Raw genomic sequence first — 25,396 nt, forward strand, 5'->3', positions numbered from 1 at the left:
TCAGCCCCGGTGCCGCGCGAGCCAGGCTTCGAGCCGGGCGACGATCTCGTCCTTCAGCGCCGCGTCCTCGATCTCGTCGATCGCATCGGCGAGGAAGGAGAGCACAAGCAGCGCCCTCGCCTCCTCGACCGGCACACCGCGCGAGCGCAGGTAGAACAGCGCCGTCTCGTCGAGCGCGCCGGTGGTCGAACCATGCGAGCACTTGACGTCGTCGGCATAGATCTCGAGTTCCGGCTTGCCGAGGAACTGGCTGTCGTCGTCCAGCAGCAGCGCCTGGCTGATCTGATAGCCGTCGGTCTTCTGCGCGCCGGGCTTGACCAGGATCTTGCCCTGGAACACGCCGACCGCGCCGTGTTTCAGCACCTTCTTGAACACCTGCCGGCTTTCGCCGTTCAGCGCGTCATGGGTGATGAAGACGGTGTCGTCGTGGTGGAAATCGCTGGTCGCGCCATCGCCAAGCGCCGCGCCCGCGACATGGGCCACGGCATTGTCGCCGGCGAGCGTGATCACGCATTCGTTGCGCGTCAGCACGCCGTTCGCGGTGAGGGTGAAGCTCTTGAACAGGCCCCGTTCGGCCACGCGCGCGAAGATATGGGTGATCGCGCGGCGGTCATGGTCGCGGCCCTGGGCGCGGACATGATGGAAGCGCGCGCCCTCGGCGACGTCGACCTCGAGCACCTTGTTGAAGCGCGCGCCGGCCGGCCCGTTCTCCAGAAGGGTCAGTTCCGCGCCCGGCTCGAGCTTCACGCAGTTGTGCAGGATCGGGTCTGAAATGTCGGATTCATGGAAGTAAATCAGGCTGACGGGCTTCGAGGGGCGGCCGGTCACGCGGATCAGAACGCCATCGGTCGCCGCCGCCGTGTTCAGCGCCGCGAAGGGGCGCTTCACCGGGGTCTGGCCGGCTTCCTCGAGGCTGCCGTAAAAGCCCGCGGCCCAGCCCAGCTCGGGCGCCTCGGCCAGGCGGGTGATCTCGATCCCCTCGAGGTCGAGCGGGTCCGAGGCGGCGGCGTCAAAAACGCCGTCGCGGAACACGATCTTCAGCCGATCGAAGCTGTCGAAGACGGGCGTCTCCTCGACCATGAAGGGCGCCGCGGCGACCGGATCGGCCGCGTTCAGCTCGGCTGCCTTCGTCCAGCGCCAATATTCGTCGCGCCGCCCCGGCAGGCCCATGGCGGTCAGCCGCTCAAGCGCCGCGCGCCGCGCCTTGGCCGCGAAGCTGCCCGCCGGGATCGTCAGTGCCCCGAGCCGCGCATCGAGCGGCGTCGCCTTCTCCACCGCCGACATCACACCGCCTCCGCGATGCCATGAGCCTTGAGGATCTCGGCATAGCCGTTCTGTTCGACGACGAGCGCGAGTTCGGGCCCGCCGGTCTGGATGATGCGGCCGTCGGCCATGATGTGCACCACGTCCGGCTTGATGTGATCGAGCAGGCGCTGATAGTGGGTGATGACGAGGAACGAGCGCTTGCCGTCGCGCAGCGCGTTCACCCCATCCGCCACCAGCCGCATCGCGTCGACGTCGAGGCCCGAGTCGGTCTCGTCGAGGATGCACATCGTCGGTTCCAGCATCGCCATCTGCAGGATCTCGTTGCGCTTCTTCTCGCCGCCCGAGAAGCCGACGTTGACCGGGCGCTTCAGCATCTCGGCGTCGATCTTCAGCGTCTTCGCCTTCTCGCGCACGACCTTGAGGAATTCGCCAGCCGAGAGTTCCTCCTGCCCGCGCGCCTTGCGCTGTGCGTTCACCGCGGTGCGCAGGAAGGTCATGTTGCCCACGCCCGGGATCTCGACCGGGTACTGGAAGGCCAGGAACAGGCCCGCGGCGGCGCGCGCCTCGGGCTCCATCTCGAGCAGCTCCTCGCCGTCGAGCAGCGCCGAGCCGTCGGTCACCTCATAGCCGTCGCGGCCCGAGAGCACATAGGAGAGCGTCGACTTGCCCGAGCCGTTCGGGCCCATGATCGCGTGCACCTTGCCCGTTTCGACCGTCAGGTTCACGCCCTTCAGGATGACCTTGTCCTGTTCTTCAAGTTTGACGTGCAGGTTTTTGATTTCAAGCATGTTTTCCGTCCTTCGGATGGCGGGCGCCGGTCACAGCGGGCGCAGGTAGGTGGCGATGATCTGGCCAAGCTTCGCCGGCTCGATCACGGTGGGTTCCGCGCTGAAGACGGCCATCCGGCCGATCATTCCGCCCAAGGGGCAGAAGGCCTCCATCGCGTGATACTGCTCGCGCCCGGCGTAATCGTCCCACAGGATGGTCACCGGGCGGGTGATGCGGAAGAGCGTGGTCAGGAAGCAGGCGGCGCGGAAGCGGCCGTCGATCAGCACCACGTCGGGGTGGAGAAAATCGGGCCGGTCCCAGACCGACAGCGCATAGCCCGGCCAGGCGCGGAACTGCCGCTCGGTCTTCGGATAGCCCCATTCCTTCGTCGGGCCGATCTTCGCGTGATGCAGTTCGACCCGGCCCGCGGGCGGGGTGGCGGCGAACCAGGCACGCATGCCCGCGAGCCATTTCGCGTCGCTCTCGACCGAGAACACGGTCTTGCCCGGCATCTCGGCCGCAAGCGCCGTCGAGCCGCCCGAGCCGTATTCGAGAATGACCTCGGCCGCCGCATAGGCCGCACGCACGGCCTCGGCCTCGGCCTCGGGCAGGGTCAGGACCGGGCGCACGGGGGCGGGTGTCGCGGGCTTTGCCATCACGCGCCCTCCCCGGCCCGGCGGCGCGGGCTCAGAAGGTGAAGAGCGTCTCGCGGAAGACGAGGCTTGCCGGCGCGGTCGCCGCCTGCGTGCTCTCCACCCAGCGGGAGGTGAAGGCAAGCCTGGCCTGATCCGGCGCCCAGAAGGCCAGATTGTGCAGCGTCATCGCGGCCAGCACCACGCCCGAGAGCTGCGCCGCCCAAAGACCCGTGCCGCGCAACCGCAACACCAGCCCAAGCGCCACGGCCAGCACCAGCCCGCAGCCGACCCCGATCAGCATCGCGCGGTCGCTCAGCATCTGCCCGGCCTCGGGCAGCGACAGGAACCGCGCCCGCAGCGCCACCGAGGCGGCATAGGACACCATGCCGAGCGTCACGCACAGCGCCACGGCCAGCGTCGAGACCGTGCCATGTGGCGCGGGTGCCCGCACCCCGGCGAACTCCTCGACCGAGCGCACGAGGACCTCCTCGGCGCCCACATGCAGCACGACGCGGCCCTTGGTACGGGCGCGCTCCCGTTCGATCCGGCTCAGCCGTTCGTTGAAGGATGCCGTCGAAATGGTCATGCGCCGCCCCCATCCGGGTGTTGTCGTCCGAACGGAACCCAACACCCCGATCTTGCCGGAATTGCGGCAAGCGAGCGGGAAAAGCGTGACCTGCGGCGGCGTGTCTCACCCGACCGACCCTTCGAGGCTGATCGCGACGAGGCTTTGCGCTTCCATCGCGAATTCCATCGGCAGCGCCTGCAGCACCTCGCGGCAGAAGCCGTTCACCACCAGCGCCACGGCCTCTTCCTCGTCCATGCCGCGGGCGCGGCAATAGAAGAGCTGATCGTCGTCGACCTTCGAGGTGGTGGCCTCGTGCTCGACCCGGCTCGAGTTGTTCTTCACCTCGATGTAGGGCACCGTGTGGGCGCCGCACTTGTCGCCGATCAGCAGGCTGTCGCATTGCGTGTAATTGCGCGAGTTCGTGGCGCGCGGGTGCATCGAGACGAGGCCGCGATAGGTGTTCTGCGCCTGCCCGGCCGAGATCCCCTTCGAGACGATGCGCGAGCGGGTATTCTTGCCCAGATGCACCATCTTCGTGCCGGTGTCGGCCTGCTGATAGTTGTTGGCGATCGCGATCGAGTAGAACTCGCCCTGGCTGTCGTCGCCGCGCAGCACGCAGGACGGGTATTTCCAGGTGATCGCCGAGCCGGTCTCGACCTGGGTCCACATCACCTTGGCGCGCGCCTCGCGGCAATCGGCGCGCTTGGTGACGAAGTTGTAGATCCCGCCCTTGCCGTTCTCGTCGCCGGGGAACCAGTTCTGCACGGTCGAATACTTGACCTCTGCATCCTCGAGGATGACGATCTCGACCACTGCCGCGTGCAGCTGCGCGGTGTCGCGCTTCGGTGCGGTGCAGCCCTCGAGATAGCTGACATAGGCGCCGCGGTCGGCGATGATCAGCGTGCGCTCGAACTGCCCGGTGTTCTCGGCGTTGATGCGGAAATAGGTGCTGAGCTCCATCGGGCAGCGGGTGCCCGGCGGGATGTAGACGAAGGAGCCGTCCGAGAACACCGCGGCGTTCAGCGTGGCATAGAAGTTGTCGGTCTGCGGCACGACCGAGCCGAGGTACTTCTTCACCAGCTCGGGGTGGTCCTTGATCGCCTCGGAGATCGAGCAGAAGATCACCCCCGCCTCGGCAAGCTTCGCCTTGAAGGTGGTGCCGACCGAGACCGAATCGAAGACCGCATCGACGGCGACCTGACGCTCGCCCTCGGGCATGTCCTCGGCGCCCTCGACCCCCGCGAGGATCAGCTGTTCCTTCAGCGGGATGCCGAGCTTCTCGTAGGTGGCGAGCAGCTTCGGGTCGACCTCCTCGAGGGACTTCGGCTTCTTCTCCATGCTCTTCGGCCGGGCGTAGTAGTAGAGATCCTGGAAGTCGATCTTCGGAACATCAAGCAGCGCCCAGTGCGGTTCCTCCATCGTCACCCAGCGACGATAGGCGGCCAGTCGCCATTCGAGCATCCACTCGGGTTCGTCGTTCTTCTTCGAGATCAGCCGCACGATGTCTTCGGAAATGCCCTTCGGGGCATAGTCCATCTCGATCTCGGTCTCCCAGCCGTATTTGTAGGAGCCCATGTTCTGGACCGTCTCGATGGTCTCGCGGTCCACGCCTTCGCGGATCTCAAGTTCCTGTTCCAACGCCGTCTTCCTTTCCGCGTCTGCGCCGGGCACGTCTCAGCGCCTTGCGCGGTGTTTGCGAAGCGCCCCGAGGAATGCCTCGGCGAAGCGCAAAACCTCGTCCCGTCCGATCCCGGGGCCAAGCGAGATCCGCAGTGCCGAGGCGGAGGCCTCCTCCGGCCAGCCCATGGCGCGCAGCACCTTGCTCGCGCGGACCTTGCCCGAGGAACAGGCCGAGCCCGCGGAAACCGCGTAGCCCAGCAGATCCATCCGCATCACCTGCGTTTCCCCCTTCCACCCGGGGCTTATCACCGAAAGCGTGTTGGGCAGGATCGCGGGCGTTTCTCCCTGCGCCCCCGATCCACCCTCAGCGATCTCCCAGCCCGGAAAATAGACTTCTTTCGTCGGGTATTCCAGAGCATTCTTTAGAATATTTCTAACTTCGGCGACCTCGTCCCAGACGCCGGCCGCCAGATCGCGCGCCGCGGCCTCGGCGGCGGCGCCGAAACCGGCGATGCCGATCAGGTTCTCGGTGCCGGCGCGGCGGCCCATCTCCTGCCCGCCGCCCTTCAGCTGCGCCGCGATGTCGGTGCCGCGCTTCACGACGAGCGCGCCGATGCCCTTCGGTCCGCCCAGCTTGTGCGCCGAGACGATCCCGGCGGTCAGCCCGAGCCAGTTGAAGGCGAAGGGGATCTTGCCGAAGGCCTGGGTCAGGTCGCTGACCGCAAGCCCCTCGGGCAGGGTCTGGATCACCCCGGTCTCGGAATTGGCGAGCTGCAGCGTCGCCTGCGCGGGGTCGGGCACGCTGACGCGCCCCAGCCCGTCGACCGCCAGCGTGGGCACGCACCAGGCCTGAACCGCATCATGCTCGACGCCGGCGCAGGCAAGCTCGCGCCCGGCATGCGCCAGCGAGGCCGCCTCGGTCGCGCCCGAGGTGAAGATCACGTCCTGCCCCTCGGCGCCAAGTGCCGCCGCGACCTGCGCGCGCGCGCGCTCGATCAGCGCCTTCGCCGCCCGCCCCTCGCCATGCACGGACGAGGGGTTGCCGGGCACCTCCATCGCCGCGACCATCGCCGCCTTCGCCTCGGGGCGCAGCGGCGTCGTGGCATTCCAGTCGAGATAGAGGCGGGACATCAGGCCGTGCTCCCGGCCCCGGCCGAGGGTGCCTCCGGCGGGCGTATTGGGGCAAGGAAAAGCCAGGATGCCGCAAGACCTGCCTCGGCGGCTTTTCCGTGGCGCAAATCCTCCCCGCGGAGCGTCCCGCAGGTGCCGCCCGTGCTGCCCTCGGGCATTATTCGTCCACCACCGAGAACAGGCTCGGCACCGCCGGGCAGGGCTTGAGCCCGTTGCGCACCACATCCTCGAGCGAAGTCTGATGCAGGAAGACGAAGACCTGCGCGCTCAGGCTTTCCCACAGCCGGTTCGACAGCGACTGCGCGCGCGAGCCCGAGATCCCGCCCGAGGCGCCGGCGCCGACATGCAGCGCCGAGACGGTCTCGTCCACCGCCTCGAAGATGTCGGAGATGCGGATGTCCTTGGGCTCCTTCGCCAACTTGTAGCCGCCGCCCGGGCCGCGCACCGAGGTGACAAGCCCCGCCCGGCGCAGCCGCACGAAGAGCTGCTCGAGATAGGGCAGCGAGATGTCCTGCCGTTTCGAGATCTCGGCAAGAGATGTCATCTGACCGGCGCCCACCGTCGCCAGGTCGACCAGCGCCACCATTGCGTAGCGCCCTTTCGTCGAAAGCTTCATCCTCCACCTCCCGCGCCGCAGCGAAATCCCCGCCCAAGCATTGACGCCGGGCCCTGGGCCGCTTAACTCGAAAGCACCCGAACCCCGGCATGATGCCGGGCCCGTTCGTCCTAGGGTGTCCGAGCGAAAGCGTCAAGAACGCGCACCGCCGCACCCCCCCGGGGCGCACGCGAATGAGCAGGCGAGAGACGATGCCCGAAGTCATTTTTCCCGGTCCCGAAGGTCGCCTCGAGGGCCGCTACCATCCGCAACCCATCCCGGACGCGCCGATCGCGATCATCCTGCACCCCGATCCGAAGTTCGGCGGCACGATGAACAATCGCGTCGTCTACAACCTGCACTATGCCTTCCACAAGATCGGCTTCACCGTGCTGCGGTTCAACTTCCGCGGCGTCGGCCGGTCGCAGGGCGAATATGACGAGGGTATCGGCGAGCTGTCGGATGCGGCCTCGGCGCTCGACTATCTGCAGGCGATGAACCCGAACTCGAAACATTGCTGGGTCGCGGGCTTCAGCTTCGGCGCCTGGATCGGCATGCAGCTGCTGATGCGCCGGCCCGAGATCACCGGTTTCGTCTCGGTCGCGCCGCCGGCGAACATGTATGATTTCAGCTTCCTTGCGCCCTGCCCCTCCTCGGGTCTGATCATCAACGGCACCGCCGACCGCGTGGCGCCGCCGAAGGACACCCACACGCTGGTCAGCAAGCTGCGCGAGCAGAAGGGAATCACCATCTCGCACGAGGAGATCGAGGGGGCCGACCACTTCTTCAAGGACGACGAGGCGCATATGAAGCCGATGATCGACCATGTGCAGACCTATGTCCGGCGCCGCCTGACCGAGGGGTCGCGCTGATGGCGCTGATCGACGAGCTGGCCGACGACCTCGCCGCCAAGACCATGGCGGCGATGAAGGAGCTCGACGACGACCGCTTCTACATGCAGGTGGCGAAGGTGATCGGCACCTCCTCGCCCTCGCTGCAGGAGGCCTTCATGACCTCCTGCCGGCTGCGGATCTCGGCGCAACGCGGCGAGTCCTTCCTCAACGACGCGCTGAAGGCCTGGCGCGAGGGCGCAACCGCCCCCGCCGCGCCGCGCGATGCGGAGGGCGGGCATTGACCGAGGCCCGCCTTGCGCAGCAATTCGCCTTTCTGCTCGAGGCGGAAAAGCTGAAATCCGTCACCCGCGCGACGCCGATCGCCGACAACAGCCGGCGCGAGAACTCGGCAGAGCACAGCTGGACGCTTGCGCTTTACGCGCTGGTGCTGGCCGATCAGGCGGCGCCGGGCGTCGATGTGAACCGCGCGATCCGCATGCTTCTGCTGCATGACCTCGTCGAGATCGATGTGGGCGATGTGCCGATCCATTCGGGCAATGGTGCCGCGCATGACGCGCCCGCGGTGCAGGCGGCCGAGGCCGCGGCCGCCGAGCGGCTGTTCGGCCTGCTGCCCGCCGATCTCGGCCCCGAGTTGCGCGCGATCTGGACCGAGTTCGAGGCGAACGAGACCCCGACCGCGGTCTTCGCGAAATCGCTCGACCGGGTGCAGCCGGTGCTGCTCAATCATCTGGGCGGCGGCGGGTCGTGGCTGGAATACGACGTGACCTGGCCGCAGCTCGAGACCCGGGTCGGCGGCAAGGTCGCGCGCGGGTTGCCACGGGTCTGGGGCTGGGTCGAGGCGAGGATCCGGCCGTGGTTCGAGGGCCGCGGCAGATGATCCCGCTGGCGTCGATCGTGGCCCGTTTTGCCGCCGCGATCGCGCTGCCGGTTCTGGCGTGGCTGATCGGTGCCCTTGCGGTGCACCTTGCCCTGCCCGCCCCCGAGACCCCGCCCGAGAGTTTTCCCCTTGCGGCCTCCGTGTTGCGTGCCCTGCCGATGCTGGTGGCGATCGCGCTGTGCGGTGTCATCGCCGAGGATCGCGCGCCCTACATGGGCTTCGTGAATCTGCTCACCACCGCCTGGGTCGCGCTCTTCATCGTCAACCTGCTCGGGGCGCTGGCCGCGACGCCGGAGGGCGAGGACGGACAGGCGGCGCTGATGGCCGCCGTGGTGCTTAGCGCCGCCGCGGCGCTTCCCGGCAGCGCGCTGGCGATCCTTCTGTGGATGCGGCGGCGAAAGTCGGTATACCAAGGCATACAGCACTAGTCAGGCCCCCGGAAATCGGCTAAGACGCTGCCGACGAGTCATCCAACCGAGGAGGCACCTGTGACGAAGATCAAGGTAGAGAACCCCGTCGTCGAGCTCGACGGCGATGAAATGACCCGGATCATCTGGGACTTCATCAAGAAGAAGCTGATCCTTCCCTATCTCGACGTCGACCTGAAGTACTACGACCTCGGTATCGAGCATCGTGACGCGACCGAAGATCAGGTCACCATCGACGCCGCGAACGCGATCAAGCAGTATGGCGTGGGCGTGAAATGCGCCACCATCACGCCGGACGAGGCCCGCGTCGAGGAATTCGGCCTGAAGAAGATGTGGAAGTCGCCGAACGGCACGATCCGCAACATCCTCGGCGGCGTGATCTTCCGCGAACCGATCATCTGCAAGAACGTGCCGCGTCTCGTTCCCGGCTGGACCCAGCCGATCGTCGTCGGCCGTCACGCCTTCGGCGACCAGTACAAGGCCACCGACTTCCGCTTCCCCGGCAAGGGCAAGATCACGATGAAATTCGTGGGCGAAGACGGCACCGTGCAGGAATATGACGTGTTCGACGCCCCCGGCGCCGGCGTCGCCATGGGCATGTACAACCTCGACCAGTCGATCATCGACTTCGCCCGCTCGTCGATGAACTATGGCCTGCTCAAGGGCTGGCCGGTCTACCTGTCGACCAAGAACACCATCCTCAAGGCCTATGACGGCCGCTTCAAGGATCTGTTCCAGAAGGTCTACGAGGAAGAGTTCGAGGCCGAGTTCAAGAAGGCCGGCATCCATTACGAGCACCGCCTGATCGACGACATGGTCGCCTCGGCGCTGAAGTGGTCGGGTGGCTACATCTGGGCGTGCAAGAACTACGACGGCGACGTGCAGTCGGACACCGTTGCGCAGGGCTTCGGCTCGCTCGGTCTGATGACCTCGGTGCTGATGACGCCCGACGGCAAGACGGTCGAGGCGGAAGCGGCGCATGGCACCGTGACCCGTCACTATCGCCAGCACCAGGCCGGCAAGGAAACCTCGACGAACTCGATCGCCTCGATCTTCGCCTGGACCGGCGGTCTGAAGCATCGCGCGAAGCTCGACAACAACGCGGCGCTGATGAACTTCGCCACCACCCTCGAGAAGGTCTGCGTGCAGACCGTCGAGGACGGCTTCATGACGAAGGACCTCGCGCTGCTCGTCGGCCCGGATCAGAAGTGGCTCACCACCATGGGCTATCTCGAGAAGGTGGACGAATACCTGAACAAGGCGCTGGTCGGCTGAAGAAGCCCGCCGCGCAGGGAGGGAAGGGCCGGCGCTTGCGCCGGCCCTTTTCATGTCACCACATGTGTCTCTGCCAGTCCGGCATCGGCGGCGAGGCCCCCCGCGGCGGCAGACCGACGTCGCGCCGCAGGTGATCGTCGAGCATGTCGAGCCGGGCTTTCGTGCGCCGTGCGCCCTCGCCGCGCAGCGCGGCGGCCAGCAGGGCAAGGAAGACGCGCCGCAGCCCGTGACGGGCGACGATCGCATCGAGCAGCGACAGGCTGAGGGTGGAAACGGGATCGTTCCTGGTCATTTGCGTGTTCCGGGGCGGCACGCGCCACCGGCCTCCTTGGGGTATGAAAGGAAGACCGGACACGACGGAACGCGACGGGGCCGAACGCGGCCGCGGGCTGTCAGGGGGATCCGGTCGGGGGTTTCAGAAAAGGCGCCGCAGCGCCCGGGGCAGGAAGGTCAGGCCTGTCGGTAATAATAGGCCTGTGCCGAGGTGCCATGAGTGGCGTTCTGCCAACCGGCGGGGAGTGCGAATGCATAATTGGTCATGACCCGCCCTCCTCGTCTGAAATTGCCGGATGGCGGCACCCTGCCCTGCGACCGCGAGTCGCGCCAAGGCAAAAGTCGCCGCGTTGCGGCCTGACGGACACAGGCGTTGCGCATCGGCCACAGTTGCGCCCTCTTGCTGCAGTGCGCCGCGCGTGAGAGAACCGCAGCCATGATGCTGCTCACCTCGCCCGCCCCCGACCGTCACACCGCCCTCGAAGATGCGCAGGGACTTGTCTCCGGCACGATGCTGACCGCGCTGTCGGTCAGTTTCCTGCATGCGGCGGGGCTGTTCACCGGGCAGATCGCGGGGCTGTCGCTGGTGCTGAGCTATGTCACCGGGATCGGCTTCGGCACGCTGTTCTTCTGCCTGAACCTGCCCTTCTACTGGCTCGCCTTCCGCCGCATGGGCGCGAAGTTCACGCTCAAGACCTTTGCCGCGATCGCGCTGATGTCGGGCTTCACCACGCTTGCGCCGCATCTTCTGGACTTCAGCCGGCTGAACATCGCGGCGGCGGCGGTGCTGGCGGGGGTGATCTCGGGCGCAGGTCTTCTGATGCTGTTCCGCCACGGGGCAAGCCTTGGCGGCGTCGGCATCGTGGCGCTCTACCTGCAGGACAAGACCGGCTTCAAGGCGGGCAAGACGCAGGTGATCTTCGATTGCGGCGTGTTCCTCTTCGCGGCCTTCGTTCTGCCCTTCGACAAGGTGCTGTGGTCGCTGCTTGGCGCGATGGTGCTGAACATCATCATCCTGATCAACCACCGCCGCGACCGCTACATCGCACACTAACAATGCGTCCAGCGCATGGCAGCCATGCGCAAGGATGAATGGACGGCGCTTCCGTGCGGCGCGATGATTAGGTCATGGATGCTGACCTTCGCCCCGAGAAACACTACACCCTCTTCGAGGACCTGCAGGGCCTCGTGATCGCCTCGGCGCAGGCCGCGCTCGGGCTGCACCTGCTGCGCGCGGCGGGGCTGGTGACGGGGGGCACCGCGGGGCTTGCGCTGATCCTGAGCTATGTCACGCACTGGAGCTTTGGCGCGATCTTCTTCGTCATCAACATCCCGTTCTACGGCTTCGCCTATTACGCGCGCGGCATGGTGTTCTGCATCAAGAGCCTGATGACCGTCACCTTCGTGTCGCTGATGGCCGAGGCGCTGAAGCCGCTGGTGCAGATCACGGCGATCAATCCGGCGGCGGCGGCGGTGCTCTTCGGGGTCTCGACCGGGGTCGGGCTGCTCGGCCTCTTCCGGCACTCGGGCTCGCTCGGCGGGGTGTCGATCGTCGCGGTGATCTTGCAGGACAAATTCGGCTTCAAGGCGGGCTGGACCCAGACCATCCATGACCTGATCCTGTTCGCCGCCGCGCTGACCATCATGCCCTGGCACCAGGTCGCCTGGTCGCTTCTGGGCGCGGTGGTGCTGAATGTGGTGATCGCCTTCAACCATCGGCGCGACTGGTATATCGTCACCTGACACCTGCCGGGGCCCGCGCTTGAAAACCTATCTCTTCCTGCTGATCGCCGTCGCCTTCGAGACCTTCGGGTCGAGCTGTCTTCAGGCCTCGAACCAGTTCACCCGGCTCTGGCCGACTCTGGGCGTCATCGCGGGCTTTGCCGGCGCCTTCTGGTTCTTCTCGCTGGTGCTGCGCGATCTGCCGCTTGGTGTCACCTATGCGCTGTGGTCCGGCATCGGCATGGTGCTGATCGCGGGCTCGGGCTGGCTGCTCTTCGGGCAGAAGCTCGACCTTGCCGCAATTCTCGGCATCGGGCTGATCCTCGCCGGAATCGTCGTCATCAACCTGTTTTCATCGGCCGCTACGCACTAGGTGCTGGCATCGCCGCGGCTTTTGCCGTAAGGCCGGGCCAAATTCTGACAAGGCTGAACTCATGGACATTCGCAACATTGCGATCATTGCACACGTCGACCACGGCAAGACGACTCTCGTCGACAAGCTCCTGCAGCAATCCGGGGCCTTCCGCGAGAACCAGGCGGTTGCCGAACGGGCGATGGACAGCAACGACATCGAACGCGAACGCGGCATCACCATCCTGGCGAAATGCACCTCGGTGGAGTGGAAAGGCACGCGCATCAACATCGTCGACACCCCCGGCCACGCCGATTTCGGCGGCGAGGTCGAGCGCATCCTGAGCATGGTGGACGGCGTCTGCCTGCTGGTCGACGCGGCCGAAGGCCCGATGCCGCAGACGAAATTCGTGACCTCGAAGGCGCTCGCGCTCGGCCTGAAGCCGATCGTGGTGCTGAACAAGGTCGACAAGCCGGCGGCCGAGCCCGACCGTGCGCTGAACGAGGTCTTCGATCTCTTCGCCAACCTCGGCGCCACCGACGAGCAGCTCGACTTCCCCCACGTCTATGCCTCGGGCATCGGTGGCTGGGCGGACAACGAGCTCGACGGCCCGCGCAAGGACCTCTCGGCGCTGTTCGACCTGATCGTGAAGCACGTCGAGCCGCCGAAGCAGATCGCGCGGCAGGACGAGGCCTTCCAGATGCTCGCCACCACGCTGTCGGCCGACCCCTTCCTCGGCCGCCTGCTGACCGGCCGCGTCGAGGCCGGCAAGCTCAAGGTGGGCGATGCGCTCAAGGCGCTCTCGCGCGAGGGCGACCGGCTCGAGCAGTTCCGCTGCACCAAGATCCTCGCCTTCCGCGGCCTGAGCCAGCAGCCGATCGACGAGGCCGTCGCGGGTGACATCGTCACCGTCGCCGGCATGGCGAAGGCGACCGTCGCCGACACGCTCTGCGCGCTCGACGTCGACACCGCCCTGCCCTCGCAGCCGATCGACCCGCCGACGATCTCGGTCACCTTCGGCATCAACGACAGCCCGCTGGCCGGCAAGGACGGCACCAAGGTGCAGTCGCGCGTCATCCGTGACCGTCTGATGAAGGAAGCCGAGGTCAACGTCGCGATCAAGGTCGAGGACACCCCCGGCGGCGAGGCCTTCGTGGTCTCGGGCCGCGGCGAACTCCAGATGGGCGTGCTGATCGAGAACATGCGCCGCGAGGGCTTCGAGCTCTCGATCTCGCGTCCGCGCGTGATCTTCCGCGAAGAGAACGGCGAGCGTCTGGAGCCGATCGAGGAAGTGATCGTCGACGTCGACGACGAATACTCGGGCGTTGTGATCGAGAAGCTGACCGGCAACCGCAAGGGCGACCTGGTCGAGATGCGCCCCGCGGGCCACGGCAAGACCCGCATCGTCGCCCATGTGCCCTCGCGTGGCCTGATCGGCTATCAGGGCGAGTTCATGACCGACACCCGCGGCAACGGCGTGCTGAACCGCATCTTCCACAGCTGGGCGCCCTACAAGGGCCCGATCACCGGCCGCCGCCAGGGCGTGCTGATTTCGATGGAATCGGGCATCTCGGTGGCCTTCGGCCTGTGGGGGCTCGAGGATCGCGGCAAGCTCTTCATCGGCGCGCAGGAACAGGTCTATGTCGGGATGATCATCGGCGAGCATTCGCGCGAGAACGATCTCGAGGTGAACCCGATGCGCGCGAAGAAGCTGACCAACATGCGCGCTTCCGGCACGGACGAGGCGGTGCGCCTGACCCCGCCGGTGCGGATGTCGCTGGAAGAAGCGATTGCCTACATCAATGACGACGAGCTGGTGGAAGTGACGCCGAAGATCGTGCGGCTGCGCAAGCGCCTGCTCGACCCGAACGAGCGCAAGCGCGCTTCCCGCATGGCAGAATAAGAAACAGGGGGGCGCTGCCCCCCTCTTTCATTCGTGTCGGTTCATCCGCCACGCAAAAAGGGGGCCGCGCCCCCTTTTCCTGTGTCTCAGCGGAAGAGCACGAGCGCGCCCGGCGACCAGGCGACGCGGGTGCGGGTGCCGACATCGAGCACCGGGCGGCCGAAGACATTGCGCATCGAGATCCGCACCGGCGCCGCGACACCGTCGAGCTTGACGTCGTAATAGGTCATGTCGCCGTAATAGACGACCTCGTCGATCGTCGCCGGCGCCTCGCGGTCATGCGCCTGCTGGCCCTCGTAGAGGATGGTCAGGGTCTCGGGGCGGAAGCCCACCACCGGCTCGGCGCCCGAGGCACGGGCCGAGGCCTGTTCCTCGGTCACCTCGAAGCGGCCAAGCCCGCCGACGTCAAGCTGGACGTGGCCGTTCGCCTCGCCGAGGATCTGCGCCGGCAGGAAGTTCATCACCCCGATGAAGTCTGCGACACGGCGCGAGTTCGGCCGGCGGTAGAGGGTTTCGGGGTCGGCGAGCTGGGCGATCTCGCCCTCGAACATCACCGCGATCCGGTCCGACATCACCAGCGCCTCTTCCTGGTCATGGGTGACGAGGACGAAGGTGATGCCCACCTCGCGCTGCAGCTTGATCAGCTCGACCTGCATCTGCTCGCGGATCTTCTTGTCGAGCGCCGAGAGCGGCTCGTCGAGGAGCAGCACCTTGGGCTTCAGGATCAGCGCGCGGGCAAGCGCCACGCGCTGCCGCTGGCCGCCCGAGAGCGCATGCGCGGCGCGCGCGCCATAGCCCTTGAGGCCCACCATCTCGAGCGCCTCTTCCACCGCCTTCGCCTTCTCGGCCTTCGAGCGCGGATCGCGGCGCAGGCCGAAGCCGACGTTCTCGCCCACCGTCAGATGCGGGAAGATCGCGTAGGACTGGAACACCATGTTGGTCGGGCGCTTGTTCGGCGCGACATCGGACATGTCCTTGCCGTCGATCAGCACCGCGCCCGAGGAGATGTCCTCGAACCCCGCGATGGTGCGCAGGAGCGTGGTCTTGCCGCAGCCCGAGGGGCCGAGGAGCGAGAAGAACTCGCCCTCGCGGATCGTCGCCGAGATCCCGCGCAACGCGTGGTAATCGCCGTAGTATTTGTGGACCTCGTGGAACTCGATCATCTTCGCGCGGCTGTCGAGCGGCGCGCGGGCGGCGTTGAGCTGGGTCACAGGAAACCTCCGGTATCTTTGGCGCCGGTCTTCGCGAGGCCGCGGCGGCGGAAATATTCGGCAGTGGCAAGAAGCACGATCGAGGCGACGACAAGGCAGGTGCCGAGCGCCATGATCATCGGGATCTGCTTCGGGAAGCGCAGCTGCGAGAAGATGTAGATCGGCAGCGTGGTTTCCTTGCCGGCCAGCGAGAAGGCCACGATGAATTCGTCGAGCGAGATGGTGAACGACATCAGTGCCGAGGAGATGATGCCGGGCGTGACAAGCGGCAGGATGATCAGCCGGAAGGTCGACCATTTCGTCTCGCCGAGATCATAGGCCGCTTCCTCGAGCGAGCGGTCGAGCGAGGAGAAGGCCGCGTTCAGCACCGCGATCGCATAGGGCGTCGCCATCAGCGTGTGGCCGAGGATGACGGTGAAGAGCGACAGCGGCATGCCGACGGCCAGCAGCACGACCAGAAGCGAGGAGGCGATGATGATCTCGGGCAGCACGAGGGGCAGCATGATCAGCCCCATCACCCCCGGTTTGCCCGGGAACTTGAAGCGGGTGCCGGCGCGGGCGGCAAAGACACCGAGCGTCGTCGACAGGATCGAGGTCGAGACCGCGATGATGAGCGAGTTCTTCAGCGCGAGGCCCAGCGTCTGGTTGGCGAAGAGGTCGCGGAACCAGTCCAGCGTGAAGCCCTTCAGCGGGAAGGCGATGATCGTCCCCGAGTTGAAGGCGAAGACCGGCAAGAGCACGATCGGCGCGTAGAGGAAAACGAGGTAGAGGAAGGCATAGCCCTTGAGCGAGGAGAACTTCATTTCGACCCCCGCAGGAAGCGCCGGTTGAGGAACAGGAACAGCAGTGCCACCGCCGCCACCACCAGCATCGCCGAGATCGCCATCGCCGAGCCGAGCGGCTTGTTGTCGATCTTCAGGAGCTGCTGATAGATCACGTTCGCCACCATCGGGAGTTTCCCGCCGCCGATGAGTTCGGGCGTGACGTAGTCGCCGATGGTCGGGATGAAGACGATCATCACCGCGCCGATCACGCCCGGCATGGCGAGCGGCAGCGTGACGCGCCAGAAGGTCATCAGCCGGTTCTCGCCCAGATCGAGCCCCGCCTCGAGCAGCGAGCGGTCGATCTTCTCGAGGCTGACGAAGATCGGCAGGATCGCGAAGGGCGCATAGGCATGGGCGAGCGTGATCGAGATCGCGCCGATCGAGTTCAGCATCTGCAACGGATGATCGGTGATGCCGAGCCCGGTCAGGATCGAGTTGATGACGCCGTTGTAGTTCAGGATCACCTTCCACTGGAACACCCGGATCAGATACGAGGTCCAGAACGGGATGGTGATCAGGAACAGCCAGCGCGACTTCTTCGTGGCCGGCACGTGGAACGAGATGAAATAGGCGATCGGGAAGGCGAGCACCACGGTGACCAGCGTCACCAGCGCCGAGACGATCACCGAACGCGTCAGGATCGCGCGGAAGATCGGGTCGCTCCAGGCCTGGGAATAGTTCGCCGTGGTGAATTCCGGGATCACCACCAGATAGCCGTCGGTGAAGAAGGAATAGGCGACGAGCGTGACGAGCGGCGCCGCCAGCAGCAGGATTGCATAGATCAGCGTCGGGCTGATCATCAGATAGCCATTCACGGCCTCGGACCGGGCCCATCGCTTCAGGGGGGATGCCGCCATTTTCCACCGTCTCCCAGGGACGCCGTCCGAGCGGCGCCGTCGGGCTCACGAAAGCACAAGGTTCCGGCGGAGGAAAGGGGGAGCTTTCCGGGTTTTCCGCTGCCGTTGCAGAGCTCTTCGGCAGATGCCTGAATTTTCAGCGCGTTTTCCGCGCCCGCGCCGCGATGGCATGCGCGGGCGTGGCATGGTTCCCGCCGCCGGATCAGATCGGCAGATCGCCCGGCGGATTCTCCAGAAGCCGCGCCAGGCGACCGATGGCGCGCTGGAAGCGTTCCTCGGGCACACCGCCCGCAAGCGCGATGCGCACCGCGTTCGGCGCCGCGCCGTCCTGCAGGATGTATTCATCGGCCGAGCGCAGCAGCACCCCCTCGGCCTCGGCGACGCGGGCGAAGGTCGAGGCCCGCCAGCCCAGCGGCAGCCGCAGCCAGATGAAGCTCAGCCCCGGCTGCCAGCCGATCTCCTGCCCCTTGAAGCGGTCGACCAGAATCTCCAGCCGGCGCGTCATCACCTCCTGCGCGGCGCAGCGCAGCCGCATCGCATCGCCCGAGCGGAACAGCCGGGTGATGATGTCGGTGACCGGCCGCGGCAGGCCGAAATAGCTGTGCTGTGCGGTCAGCCGCCCGGCCTCGCCCATGCCTTCGGGGGCGACGACGATGCCGAAGCGCATGCCGGCCGAGATCGTCTTCGACAGCGAGGTGACGTGCCAGGTGCGCTCGGGGGCGATCGCGCGCAGGCTGGCGAGGCCCGAGACCGGCGCGGTGTAGCAATCGTCCTCGATGATCTGCAGGTCGTGGCGGCGGGCGACCTCGGCGATGGCGGCGCGGCGCTCGGCTCCCATGCGGGCGGTCGTGGGGTTCTGCGCGTCGGGCGTGACGCAGACCACCTGCCCGCCATAGCGCCGGCAGGCGGCATCGAGCGCCGCCGGCACCATCCCCTCGTCATCAAGCGCGACCGGCACCACCTCGGCCCGGTTCAGCCGCGCGGCGTGGCGAAAGCCCGGATAGGCCAGCTCCTCGCACAGAACCACCGGCCGGTCGCCGCGCAGGCAGCATTGCAGCACGATGTTGATGCCGTTCTGCCCGCCATGGGTCAGTACCAGATCGTCGGGGGTGATCATCGGCTCGAAGGTATAGCCCGAGAACCACTCGATCACCGCCTCGCGGCAGAACAGGTCGCGCCGCAACCCGGGATATTCGAGATATTGCCGGCCGAGGTTCTCGGCGGCCTCGGTCATCGCCTGTTTCAATGCCTCGGTCTGGCCGACATCGGGTAGCTGCGGCGAGCGCAGATCGACGACGCCGTCGTCATCGTCGCAATCGGTGAGCGGCTGGCGATAGAGCGGTTCGGTCGGGCCAAGGCGGCGAGATTGTGTCGATACAAACGTGCCGCGCCCCACCGCCGCCTCGAGCAGCCCTTCCTGCGTGGCGATCTGATAGGCGCGCGCGACGGTGCCGGGCGTGACGCTCAGCCGCCAGGCCAGGTCACGCACCGTCGGCAGGCGCGATCCCGGCGGCAGGTCGCCCCGCCGCACCCCTTCGCGCAAGGCGCGGACCAGCGAGAGATATTTCGGGCCGGCGTTCTGCGAGAGGTCGGGTTTCCAACTTGTATCTGGCACAATGTTTCCCTGGCACGAATTGTAACCCTTATTGTAGGGTCCCTATACCAGAGATCACAGGATTGTATCAATACAGAAAAGGGTTTCCCCATGTCGTCGCTCACGCTGCGCCGTTCGTCTCTCCGCTCGCTCAAGGCCGTGGCCCTGCTGCGTCTTGTCGTCCGCCGGATCGAGACCCGCCGCACCCGTCTGGCCCTTGCGCATCTCGATGCGCATCTGCTGCGCGACATCGGTGTCTCCAGAGAAGAAGCGCGCGCCGAAGTGCAGCGCCCGTTCTGGAGAGCTTGAGTTCGGGTGCCGCAGTCCCCTGTCGGCCCTCTTCCTGAGCCGGGTGCTTGCACCCGGCTTTTTTTCTGTGTTCCGGCACGCCGAATGTCACAAACGCCGAAAGGCCGCGCGAGGCGCGGCCGGGGTCTTGGCGACGAAAGCCGGGGTCAGTGCAGCACGGCCTCGATCGCGATCGAGCGGCGGCGCAGTTCAGCATAAAGCGCGGGCAGCACCTTCAGCTGACGCGAGGCGCGGGCAAGCGCCTCCTCGAGCTGCGATTCCGAGGTCTTGCCGCGCACACGCCACACCATCCGGCGCGAAACGCCGTCGTCATAGACGATTTCAAGCGCGTCCTCGCGCTTGCGCATGCCAATGAAATCGAAGCCCCCGTCCGGGGCGTGAAAGCCTGTCTGCATCTGTCCGCTGCCCGATTATTTTTTTGGTTCGGTGCATAGGTGATGCACCCGCATCGCGACTCGGGTCAAGACACGGGGGCGTGAGGGCGGACCGTGCGCGGCCTGCGTCACGTCGTCGCCACAGGCGCCCCCGCCGCATGGCGGCGCGCGACACTCGCGGGGCGCCCGGGCAGGCTCAGCCGCGCGTCGTTGCGCGCGCGTTCGGACACCACGCGGCCCTTGGCGATCACGCACAGCCGCTCGGCGCGCAGGCGCAGCGCCTCGACCGGGTGGCCGGCATCGAGCACGACGAGCGAGGCGGTGCAGCCGGGCGCGATGCCATAGCCCTCGAGCCCGATGATTCGGGCGTTGCCCCCGGTCACCATCTCGAAGCAGCGCGCCATCTCGGCCGGTGCCGACATCTGTGCCACATGCAGCCCCATGAAGGCGACGTCGAGCATGTCGGCGGTGCCGAGCGAATACCACGGGTCGAGCACGCAATCCTGACCCCAGCCGACCTCGATCCCCTGCGCCAGCATCTCCTTGACCCGGGTCAGGCCCCGCCGCTTCGGGAAACTGTCGTGACGGCCCTGCAGCATGATGTTGATCAGCGGATTGGGGATCGCCGCGATGCGCGCCTCGGCGATCAGCGGCAAAAGCTTGGACACATAGTAATTGTCCATCGAATGCATCGAGGTCAGGTGGCTGCCGACGGCCCTGCCCTGCAGCCCGGTGCGGATGACCTCATAGGCCAGGGTCTCGATGTGGCGGCTCATCGGGTCGTCGGTCTCGTCGCAATGCAGGTCGATCGGCAGCCCGCGCCCGGCCGCGATCTCGCACAGGTCGCGGACCGAGGCGGCACCCTCGGCCATCGTGCGTTCGAAATGCGGGATGCCGCCGACCACGTCGACGCCCATGTCGAGCGCGCGGATCAGGGTCTCGCGCCCGCCCGGGGCGCGATAAAGCCCGTCCTGCGGGAAGGCGACCAGCTGCAGGTCGAGCCAGTCCTTCACCTTTTCCCGAACTTCCAGAAGCGCCTGAACCGTGCGCAGCGCGGGATCGGTGGTGTCGACATGCGAGCGGATCGCCAGAAGCCCCATCGAGGCCGCCCAGTCACAATAGGAAAGCGCGCGCTCGACCATCTCGTCGACCGTCGCCTCGGCGCGCAGCTCGCCCCAGAGCGAGATCCCCTCGAGCAGCGTGCCCGAGGCGTTGATCCGCGGCGTGCCATAGCTGAGCGTGGCATCGAGGTGGAAATGCGGGTCGACGAAGGGCGGCGCCACCAGGCAGCCGGTGGCGTCGACCACCCTGCCCGCCTCGGCCTCGATCCGGCCGACGGCGGCGATGGTGCGGCCCTTGATGCCGATGTCCGCCTGCCGCCCGTCGGGCAGCACGCCCCCCTTCACCAGGATGTCGAAGCTCATCTTTCCCCCTTGTTGAACGGCACCATCAGCGCCGCCGGCACGCTCGCGCGGCGCGACATGACGACGAGCGCGAGGATCGACAGAAGATAGGGCGCCATCAGGAACACCTGATAGGGCAGCGTGGCGCCAAGTGCGGTCTGTTGCAACCGGATCTGGCCGGCATCGAAGGCGGCGAACAGCAGCGCGCCCAGCACCGCCTTGCCCGGCTTCCAGCCGCCGAAGACGACCAGCGCGATGCAGATCCAGCCGCGGCCGTTCACCATCTCGAAGAAGAAGGAGGAAAAGGCCGAAAGCGTCAGGAAGGCACCGCCCACGGCCATCAGTCCCGATCCGACCGCAACCGCGCCGATGCGCAGCGCAGTGACGGAAAGGCCCTGCGCCTCGACCGCGGCCGGGTTCTCGCCCGCCGCGCGCAGGGCAAGGCCCAGCGGTGTGCGGAAAAGGACCAGCGCCGTCAGTCCCGCCACGGCAAAGCCCGCATAGGTCAGCGGCGTCTGCGCAAAGAACCCCTCGCCGATCAGCGGGATCGCGGCCAACCCCGGGATGGGCCAGGGTGCGAAGGGGGTGATCTTGGGCGGGCTCGTGACCTCGGGCAGCGCCAGGCGATAGGCGAAATAGGCCGCCGCCGTCGCCAGCAGCGTGATGCCAAGGCCGACGACATGCTGGCTGAGGCCGAAGGGCACGGTCAGCACGCCATGGAGCAGGCCGAAGGCCATGCCGGCGAGCATCGCGACGCCCACGCCCAGCCACAGCCCACCGCCCAGATAGACGGTCAGCCAGCCGGCGAAGGCGCCGAAGACCATGATCCCCTCGATGCCGAGGTTCAGCACCCCGGCGCGCTCGCAGATCAGCTCGCCCATCGTCGCGAAGATCAGCGGCGAGGCGATGCGCACCAGCGCCACCCAGAAGCTTGCCGACAGGAAGATGTCGAGAAGGTCGGTCATCGCCACACCACCCGATAGCGCACCAGCTGCATCGCCAGCACCATGTAGAGAAGCGCCGAGGCCAGCAGCAGATCGGCGATATAGCTCGGCACGCCGGCGGCGCGGCTCATCGCATCCGAGCCGACGAAGACCCCGGCGACGAACAGCGCCGCGACCACCACGCCGCCCGGATGCAGGGCGGCCAGCATCGCGACGATGACGCCGGTGTAGCCAAAGCCCGGGCTGAGATCGAGGGTCAGCGTGCCCTTGAGCCCGGCAACCTCGGAATAGCCCGCAAGTGCCGCAAGCCCGCCCGAGATCAGCGCCGTCTTGACCAGCACCGCGCCCACCGGCACCCCGGCAAAGCGCGCGGCGGCACGGTTCAGCCCCACCGCCCGGATCTCGTAGCCAAGCCGCATCCGCGCCTGCATCAGCCACACCAGCCCCGCCGCGATCAGCGCCAGGCCAAAGCCCCAGTGCAGCCGCAGCCCCTCGATCAGCCGCGGCAGGCGCACCGATTTCGCGACCGGCGCCGATTTCGGCCAGCCCATCCCCATCGGGTCCTTCAACACGCCCTCGAGCAGCATCGACACGACGAGCAGCAGCACGAAGTTCAGAAGGAGAGTGGTGACGACCTCGTCGACACCGAGCCGGGTCTTGAGCAGCACCGGGCCGAGCAGCACCAGCGCCCCGGCAAGCGCCGCGGCCAGCCCGATTAGCGCCACGCCCGGAACGCCGGTCACGATCGGATGCGCGCCAAGCACCGCGGTGACCAGCGCGCCCGCATAAAGCTGCGCCTCGGCGCCGATGTTCCACAGCTTCGCGCGGAAGGCGACGGCGACGGCAAGGCCGGTGAAGATCAGGGGCGTCGCCCGGTTCAGGGTTTCGAGGGCCGCGAATTTCGAGCCGACGGCGCCCGTCACGATCAGCCCGAGCGTGGCGAGCGGATCGGCGCCCGCCGAGAGCGCCAGCAGCGAGCCGGTGACCACCGTCGCGACCAGCGCCGCTGCGGGCAGGCCGAGGCGGCGCAGCAGGCCCGGGTTGGCGACGGGCTCAAGCCGCATGATCGAACCCCGCGCCCGCCATCCACTGTCCAAGCTCGGCCGCGCCCATCGTGCCGCGGGCGAAACCGGGCGACAGCCGGCCTTCGGAAATCACCTGAACCACGTCGGACAAGCCCATGATTTCATCGAGATCCTCGGAAATCAGCAGGACCGCCGCCCCGGCATCGCGCGCGGAGATCAGGCGGGAATGGACATAGGCCACCGCGCCGATATCAAGCCCGCGCACCGGCTGGTTCGCCAAGATGATCCTCGGCCGCGCCTCGAGCACCCGGCCAAGGATCAGTTTCTGCATGTTGCCGCCCGACAGCAGCCGGATCCGCGCCTCGGGCCCCGGGCAGCGCACGTCGTAATCGGCGATCAGCTCCTCGGTGAAGCGCCGCGCCGTGCGGTGGTCGAGCAGCCCCGCGCGGGTGAGCTGAGGATAGGTCTCGAGGATCGCGTTCTCGGTCAGGGTGAAATCGGCGATGGTGCCGGTCCGGTGCCGGTCCTCGGGGATCCGGCCGATGCCCGCGGCCAGCGCCGCGCGCGGGTTCCAGTCGGCGGGGGCCTCGTCCGACAGGATGAGCCGCCCCGAGGCCGGAACGATCAGCCCCGACAGCAGATCGGCCAGTGCCGCCTGCCCATTGCCCGACACCCCCGCAAGCCCGGTGATCTGCCCCGCGCGCAGATCGAGGCTGACCTGTTTCAGCCCCGGCCGCGCGCCCTCGTCGGGCGTCGTGACATCATCGAGCCGCAGCAGCACCGGCCCCGGCACGCCGGCGGCCACCCGCGGCAGCGCGACCTCGGCGCCCACCATCATCGCAGCGAGCGCCGGCGGGCTGGTGTCGGCGGTCGCGACTTCGCCCACCACCTTGCCGTGGCGCAGCACGACGACCCGGTCGGCCGCCGCCATCACCTCGTGCAGCTTGTGCGAGATGAAGATCACCGACAGCCCCCGCGCCGTCGCCCGCCGCAGCGTGGCAAAGAGCGCCTCGCTTTCCTGCGGGGTCAGCACCGCCGTCGGCTCGTCAAGGATCAGCACCTGCGCCTCGCGGTAAAGTGCCTTCAGGATCTCGACGCGTTGACGCTCGCCCACCGAAAGCGCGCCGGTGCGCGCTTCTGGGTCGACCTTCAGCCCGAAATCCTGCGCGAGTGCCCGCACCCGGGCCCGCGCCGCCGCCCGGTTCAGCCGCAGCGACCACAGCGGCCGGGTGCCCAGAAGGATGTTGTCGAGCACGGAAAGATTGTCGGCCAAGGTGAAATGCTGATGCACCATGCCCACCCCCGCCGCGATCGCCGCGCGCGGGGTGCCGGGAGGCAGCACCTGCCCCATCACCTCGACCGTGCCGGCATCCGCCGTGTAATGGCCGAAGAGGATGTTCATCAGCGTGGTCTTGCCCGCGCCGTTCTCGCCGAGCAGCGCCACCACCTCGCCGCGCGCGAGCGACAGGCTCACCGCGTCATTCGCGGTGAGCGCTCCGAAGCGCTTGGTGATGCCGTCAAGGCGCAGGACGATCTCCCGCGCCGTGCCTGTCCGGGTCACGATGCCTTGGGCTCGCTGTCGTCGACGGTCACGGTGAAGCTGCCCGCCTTGATCGCGGCTTCCTTCTCGGCCACCAGCGTCATCGCCGCGGCAGGCACCTTGCCCTCGAAGGTGCCGAGCGGCGCAAGGCTGCAGCCGCCATGGAGCATCGTCGAGTAGACGCCGTAATCGGCGGCGGCAAAGCTGCCCGCGGTCACCGCCGCCAACGCGGCGTCGAAGGTGGGCTGGAAGTTCCACAGCGCCGAGGCGACGACGGTGTCGGGGTAATCGGCCTGGGTGTCGATGACGTTGCCGATCGCCAGAACGCCCTTTTCCTTCGCCGCGTCCGAGACACCGAAACGTTCCGCATAAAGCAGGTCGGCACCGCCCTCGATCATCGCGAAGGCAGTCTCCTTCGCCTTCGGCGGGTCGAACCACGAGCCGATGAAGCTGACCATGAAGGTCGCGTCGGGGCGGGTTTCCTTCACGCCGGCCATGAAGGCGTTCATCAGCCGGTTCACCTCTGGGATCGGGAAGCCGCCGACCATGCCGATCTTGCCGGTCTTGGTCATTGCCCCGGCGATGATGCCGCTCAGATAGGAGGCGTCCTGGATGTAGTTGTCGAAGACGCCGAGGTTCGGCACCTCGTCGCTTGGCGGGAAGGAGGAGCCGAGCAGGAAGGCGGTGTCGGGATAATCGGCACAGACCTCGCGCGCCTCCTGCTCGACGCCGAAGATCTCGCCGACGATCAGCTTGGCGCCGCCCTCGGCATATTCGCGCATCACCCGCGGATAGTCGGTGTTCGCGGTGTTCTCGGACCAGCTGTAGTCGATCAGCCCCGCGTCCTTCGCCGCCATCGCGGCCTTGTGGATGCGGCTGACCCATTGCTGCTCGACCGGGACGGTGTAGACGCCGGCGACCTTCACCGGCGCGGCGGCGCGCAGCCGGCCGGGCAGAACGGCCGTGGCCAGCACCGCGCCCGAGGCGGCAAGCAGGTGGCGGCGCGAAAGGGTGAGCGTCGCGGTCGTCGGTTTCATTCCTGTCCCCC

Annotated in this window: 28 protein-coding genes; 10 read left to right on the forward strand and 18 right to left on the reverse strand. The window is 67.2% G+C overall.

The window, feature by feature from the left end; genetic code table 11:
- The 7 genes from DYS74_RS07265 to DYS74_RS07295 form a co-directional block, all read right to left on the reverse strand.
- Positions 1-1,287 carry a SufB/SufD family protein gene (locus DYS74_RS07265; RefSeq protein ID WP_394342942.1) on the reverse strand — a complete coding sequence of 429 codons (1,287 nt, stop codon included), beginning with the start codon at positions 1,285-1,287 and terminating at the stop codon, positions 1-3.
- Positions 1,284-2,054 (reverse strand): Fe-S cluster assembly ATPase SufC, encoded by a 771-nt coding sequence (gene sufC, locus DYS74_RS07270; protein ID WP_121532352.1) that lies wholly within the window; start codon positions 2,052-2,054, stop codon positions 1,284-1,286. Before sufC ends, DYS74_RS07265 begins: the two co-directional genes overlap by 4 nt.
- Positions 2,055-2,084: 30 nt before the next feature.
- Positions 2,085-2,690 carry a hypothetical protein gene (locus DYS74_RS07275; RefSeq protein ID WP_121532354.1) on the reverse strand — a complete coding sequence of 202 codons (606 nt, stop codon included), beginning with the start codon at positions 2,688-2,690 and terminating at the stop codon, positions 2,085-2,087.
- 31 nt (positions 2,691-2,721) lie between these two features.
- Entirely contained in the window at positions 2,722-3,255 is a 534-nt protein-coding gene (locus tag DYS74_RS07280) for a hypothetical protein (RefSeq protein ID WP_121532356.1), read from the reverse strand.
- 105 nt (positions 3,256-3,360) lie between these two features.
- Positions 3,361-4,875, reverse strand: coding sequence for a Fe-S cluster assembly protein SufB (sufB, locus tag DYS74_RS07285; protein WP_245965222.1), 1,515 nt, complete (start codon positions 4,873-4,875; stop codon positions 3,361-3,363).
- A gap of 36 nt (positions 4,876-4,911) precedes the next feature.
- Entirely contained in the window at positions 4,912-5,988 is a 1,077-nt protein-coding gene (locus DYS74_RS07290; RefSeq protein WP_121532360.1) for a cysteine desulfurase family protein, read from the reverse strand.
- Between the two features lie 157 nt (positions 5,989-6,145).
- Positions 6,146-6,604, reverse strand: coding sequence for a Fe-S cluster assembly transcriptional regulator IscR (locus DYS74_RS07295; RefSeq protein WP_121532362.1), 459 nt, complete (start codon positions 6,602-6,604; stop codon positions 6,146-6,148).
- 191 nt (positions 6,605-6,795) lie between these two features.
- Here DYS74_RS07295 and DYS74_RS07300 point away from each other — a divergent pair, with 191 nt between their 5' ends.
- Genes DYS74_RS07300 through DYS74_RS07320 form a run of 5 tightly spaced genes read left to right on the forward strand, consistent with a single transcriptional unit; the run spans position 6,796 to position 10,017 of the window.
- Positions 6,796-7,455 (forward strand): alpha/beta hydrolase, encoded by a 660-nt coding sequence (locus DYS74_RS07300; protein ID WP_121532364.1) that lies wholly within the window; start codon positions 6,796-6,798, stop codon positions 7,453-7,455.
- A complete protein-coding gene (locus DYS74_RS07305) occupies positions 7,455-7,718 on the forward strand; it encodes a hypothetical protein (RefSeq protein ID WP_121532366.1) in 264 nt (87 codons plus the stop codon). Before DYS74_RS07300 ends, DYS74_RS07305 begins: the two co-directional genes overlap by 1 nt.
- A complete protein-coding gene (locus DYS74_RS07310; protein ID WP_121532368.1) occupies positions 7,715-8,314 on the forward strand; it encodes an HD domain-containing protein in 600 nt (199 codons plus the stop codon). The genes DYS74_RS07305 and DYS74_RS07310 overlap by 4 nt, the downstream gene beginning before the upstream one ends.
- The gene (locus DYS74_RS07315) at positions 8,311-8,742 is read left to right on the forward strand and encodes a hypothetical protein (RefSeq protein ID WP_121532370.1); all 432 of its coding nucleotides are present in this window, start codon (positions 8,311-8,313) and stop codon (positions 8,740-8,742) included. Before DYS74_RS07310 ends, DYS74_RS07315 begins: the two co-directional genes overlap by 4 nt.
- A 60-nt stretch (positions 8,743-8,802) precedes the next feature.
- The gene (locus tag DYS74_RS07320; protein ID WP_121532372.1) at positions 8,803-10,017 is read left to right on the forward strand and encodes an NADP-dependent isocitrate dehydrogenase; all 1,215 of its coding nucleotides are present in this window, start codon (positions 8,803-8,805) and stop codon (positions 10,015-10,017) included.
- Between the two features lie 55 nt (positions 10,018-10,072).
- Here the strand turns inward: DYS74_RS07320 and DYS74_RS07325 are convergent, their stop codons facing one another.
- On the reverse strand, positions 10,073-10,309 hold the full coding sequence (locus DYS74_RS07325) for a hypothetical protein (protein ID WP_121532374.1): 237 nt from the start codon (positions 10,307-10,309) through the stop codon (positions 10,073-10,075).
- Between the two features lie 417 nt (positions 10,310-10,726).
- Here DYS74_RS07325 and DYS74_RS07330 point away from each other — a divergent pair, with 417 nt between their 5' ends.
- From DYS74_RS07330 to typA, 4 genes are all read left to right on the forward strand, one after another.
- Positions 10,727-11,344 (forward strand): YitT family protein, encoded by a 618-nt coding sequence (locus tag DYS74_RS07330; RefSeq protein WP_121532376.1) that lies wholly within the window; start codon positions 10,727-10,729, stop codon positions 11,342-11,344.
- Between the two features lie 74 nt (positions 11,345-11,418).
- Entirely contained in the window at positions 11,419-12,033 is a 615-nt protein-coding gene (locus DYS74_RS07335; RefSeq protein WP_121532378.1) for a YitT family protein, read from the forward strand.
- 19 nt (positions 12,034-12,052) lie between these two features.
- Positions 12,053-12,385: a DMT family transporter gene (locus tag DYS74_RS07340; RefSeq protein WP_121532380.1), complete on the forward strand. Its 333-nt coding sequence runs from the start codon at positions 12,053-12,055 to the stop codon at positions 12,383-12,385.
- A 61-nt stretch (positions 12,386-12,446) separates the two neighbouring features.
- Positions 12,447-14,267, forward strand: a complete 1,821-nt coding sequence (typA, locus tag DYS74_RS07345; protein WP_121532382.1) for a translational GTPase TypA — start codon at positions 12,447-12,449, stop codon at positions 14,265-14,267.
- 86 nt (positions 14,268-14,353) lie between these two features.
- Here typA and DYS74_RS07350 read toward each other — a convergent pair whose 3' ends face one another.
- The 4 genes from DYS74_RS07350 to DYS74_RS07365 form a co-directional block, all read right to left on the reverse strand.
- On the reverse strand, positions 14,354-15,430 hold the full coding sequence (locus DYS74_RS07350; RefSeq protein WP_121532537.1) for an ABC transporter ATP-binding protein: 1,077 nt from the start codon (positions 15,428-15,430) through the stop codon (positions 14,354-14,356).
- A 44-nt stretch (positions 15,431-15,474) separates the two neighbouring features.
- Positions 15,475-16,281, reverse strand: a complete 807-nt coding sequence (locus tag DYS74_RS07355; protein ID WP_121532384.1) for an ABC transporter permease — start codon at positions 16,279-16,281, stop codon at positions 15,475-15,477.
- The gene (locus tag DYS74_RS07360; RefSeq protein ID WP_121532386.1) at positions 16,278-17,159 is read right to left on the reverse strand and encodes an ABC transporter permease; all 882 of its coding nucleotides are present in this window, start codon (positions 17,157-17,159) and stop codon (positions 16,278-16,280) included. The genes DYS74_RS07355 and DYS74_RS07360 overlap by 4 nt, the downstream gene beginning before the upstream one ends.
- 202 nt (positions 17,160-17,361) lie before the next feature.
- Positions 17,362-18,774: an aminotransferase-like domain-containing protein gene (locus tag DYS74_RS07365; protein WP_121532388.1), complete on the reverse strand. Its 1,413-nt coding sequence runs from the start codon at positions 18,772-18,774 to the stop codon at positions 17,362-17,364.
- A gap of 90 nt (positions 18,775-18,864) precedes the next feature.
- Here DYS74_RS07365 and DYS74_RS07370 point away from each other — a divergent pair, with 90 nt between their 5' ends.
- The gene (locus tag DYS74_RS07370; protein ID WP_121532390.1) at positions 18,865-19,062 is read left to right on the forward strand and encodes a DUF1127 domain-containing protein; all 198 of its coding nucleotides are present in this window, start codon (positions 18,865-18,867) and stop codon (positions 19,060-19,062) included.
- Between the two features lie 146 nt (positions 19,063-19,208).
- On the opposite strand, the gene DYS74_RS07375 is transcribed toward DYS74_RS07370, so the two are convergent.
- From DYS74_RS07375 to DYS74_RS07400, 6 genes are all read right to left on the reverse strand, one after another.
- Positions 19,209-19,457 (reverse strand): hypothetical protein, encoded by a 249-nt coding sequence (locus DYS74_RS07375; protein ID WP_121532392.1) that lies wholly within the window; start codon positions 19,455-19,457, stop codon positions 19,209-19,211.
- 107 nt (positions 19,458-19,564) lie between these two features.
- Positions 19,565-20,860 carry an amidohydrolase family protein gene (locus tag DYS74_RS07380; RefSeq protein WP_121532394.1) on the reverse strand — a complete coding sequence of 432 codons (1,296 nt, stop codon included), beginning with the start codon at positions 20,858-20,860 and terminating at the stop codon, positions 19,565-19,567.
- Positions 20,857-21,804, reverse strand: a complete 948-nt coding sequence (locus DYS74_RS07385; protein WP_121532539.1) for an ABC transporter permease — start codon at positions 21,802-21,804, stop codon at positions 20,857-20,859. Before DYS74_RS07385 ends, DYS74_RS07380 begins: the two co-directional genes overlap by 4 nt.
- Positions 21,801-22,847, reverse strand: coding sequence for an ABC transporter permease (locus DYS74_RS07390; protein WP_121532396.1), 1,047 nt, complete (start codon positions 22,845-22,847; stop codon positions 21,801-21,803). The genes DYS74_RS07385 and DYS74_RS07390 overlap by 4 nt, the downstream gene beginning before the upstream one ends.
- Entirely contained in the window at positions 22,837-24,369 is a 1,533-nt protein-coding gene (locus DYS74_RS07395; RefSeq protein WP_121532398.1) for an ABC transporter ATP-binding protein, read from the reverse strand. Before DYS74_RS07395 ends, DYS74_RS07390 begins: the two co-directional genes overlap by 11 nt.
- The gene (locus DYS74_RS07400) at positions 24,366-25,385 is read right to left on the reverse strand and encodes a BMP family protein (protein ID WP_121532400.1); all 1,020 of its coding nucleotides are present in this window, start codon (positions 25,383-25,385) and stop codon (positions 24,366-24,368) included. The genes DYS74_RS07395 and DYS74_RS07400 overlap by 4 nt, the downstream gene beginning before the upstream one ends.
- Between the last annotated feature and the right edge of the window lie 11 nt (positions 25,386-25,396).

Source organism: Paenirhodobacter hankyongi (genome assembly GCF_003664585.1).
In the GTDB taxonomy this organism is placed as follows: domain Bacteria; phylum Pseudomonadota; class Alphaproteobacteria; order Rhodobacterales; family Rhodobacteraceae; genus Rhodobacter; species Rhodobacter hankyongi.

Coding starts and splice junctions, on each gene's coding strand:
- sufC (WP_121532352.1), bottom strand. CDS start 2,054: ATGCTTGAAATCAAAAACCTGCACGTCAAACTTGAAGAACAGGACAAG.
- DYS74_RS07390 (WP_121532396.1), bottom strand. CDS start 22,847: ATGCGGCTTGAGCCCGTCGCCAACCCGGGCCTGCTGCGCCGCCTCGGC.
- DYS74_RS07360 (WP_121532386.1), bottom strand. CDS start 17,159: ATGGCGGCATCCCCCCTGAAGCGATGGGCCCGGTCCGAGGCCGTGAAT.
- DYS74_RS07290 (WP_121532360.1), bottom strand. CDS start 5,988: ATGTCCCGCCTCTATCTCGACTGGAATGCCACGACGCCGCTGCGCCCC.
- DYS74_RS07330 (WP_121532376.1), top strand. CDS start 10,727: ATGATGCTGCTCACCTCGCCCGCCCCCGACCGTCACACCGCCCTCGAA.
- DYS74_RS07305 (WP_121532366.1), top strand. CDS start 7,455: ATGGCGCTGATCGACGAGCTGGCCGACGACCTCGCCGCCAAGACCATG.
- DYS74_RS07350 (WP_121532537.1), bottom strand. CDS start 15,430: ATGATCGAGTTCCACGAGGTCCACAAATACTACGGCGATTACCACGCG.
- DYS74_RS07385 (WP_121532539.1), bottom strand. CDS start 21,804: ATGACCGACCTTCTCGACATCTTCCTGTCGGCAAGCTTCTGGGTGGCG.
- DYS74_RS07280 (WP_121532356.1), bottom strand. CDS start 3,255: ATGACCATTTCGACGGCATCCTTCAACGAACGGCTGAGCCGGATCGAA.
- DYS74_RS07355 (WP_121532384.1), bottom strand. CDS start 16,281: ATGAAGTTCTCCTCGCTCAAGGGCTATGCCTTCCTCTACCTCGTTTTC.
- DYS74_RS07375 (WP_121532392.1), bottom strand. CDS start 19,457: ATGCAGACAGGCTTTCACGCCCCGGACGGGGGCTTCGATTTCATTGGC.
- DYS74_RS07335 (WP_121532378.1), top strand. CDS start 11,419: ATGGATGCTGACCTTCGCCCCGAGAAACACTACACCCTCTTCGAGGAC.
- DYS74_RS07300 (WP_121532364.1), top strand. CDS start 6,796: ATGCCCGAAGTCATTTTTCCCGGTCCCGAAGGTCGCCTCGAGGGCCGC.
- DYS74_RS07295 (WP_121532362.1), bottom strand. CDS start 6,604: ATGAAGCTTTCGACGAAAGGGCGCTACGCAATGGTGGCGCTGGTCGAC.
- DYS74_RS07400 (WP_121532400.1), bottom strand. CDS start 25,385: ATGAAACCGACGACCGCGACGCTCACCCTTTCGCGCCGCCACCTGCTT.
- DYS74_RS07380 (WP_121532394.1), bottom strand. CDS start 20,860: ATGAGCTTCGACATCCTGGTGAAGGGGGGCGTGCTGCCCGACGGGCGG.
- DYS74_RS07315 (WP_121532370.1), top strand. CDS start 8,311: ATGATCCCGCTGGCGTCGATCGTGGCCCGTTTTGCCGCCGCGATCGCG.
- DYS74_RS07275 (WP_121532354.1), bottom strand. CDS start 2,690: ATGGCAAAGCCCGCGACACCCGCCCCCGTGCGCCCGGTCCTGACCCTG.
- DYS74_RS07370 (WP_121532390.1), top strand. CDS start 18,865: ATGTCGTCGCTCACGCTGCGCCGTTCGTCTCTCCGCTCGCTCAAGGCC.
- typA (WP_121532382.1), top strand. CDS start 12,447: ATGGACATTCGCAACATTGCGATCATTGCACACGTCGACCACGGCAAG.
- DYS74_RS07325 (WP_121532374.1), bottom strand. CDS start 10,309: ATGACCAGGAACGATCCCGTTTCCACCCTCAGCCTGTCGCTGCTCGAT.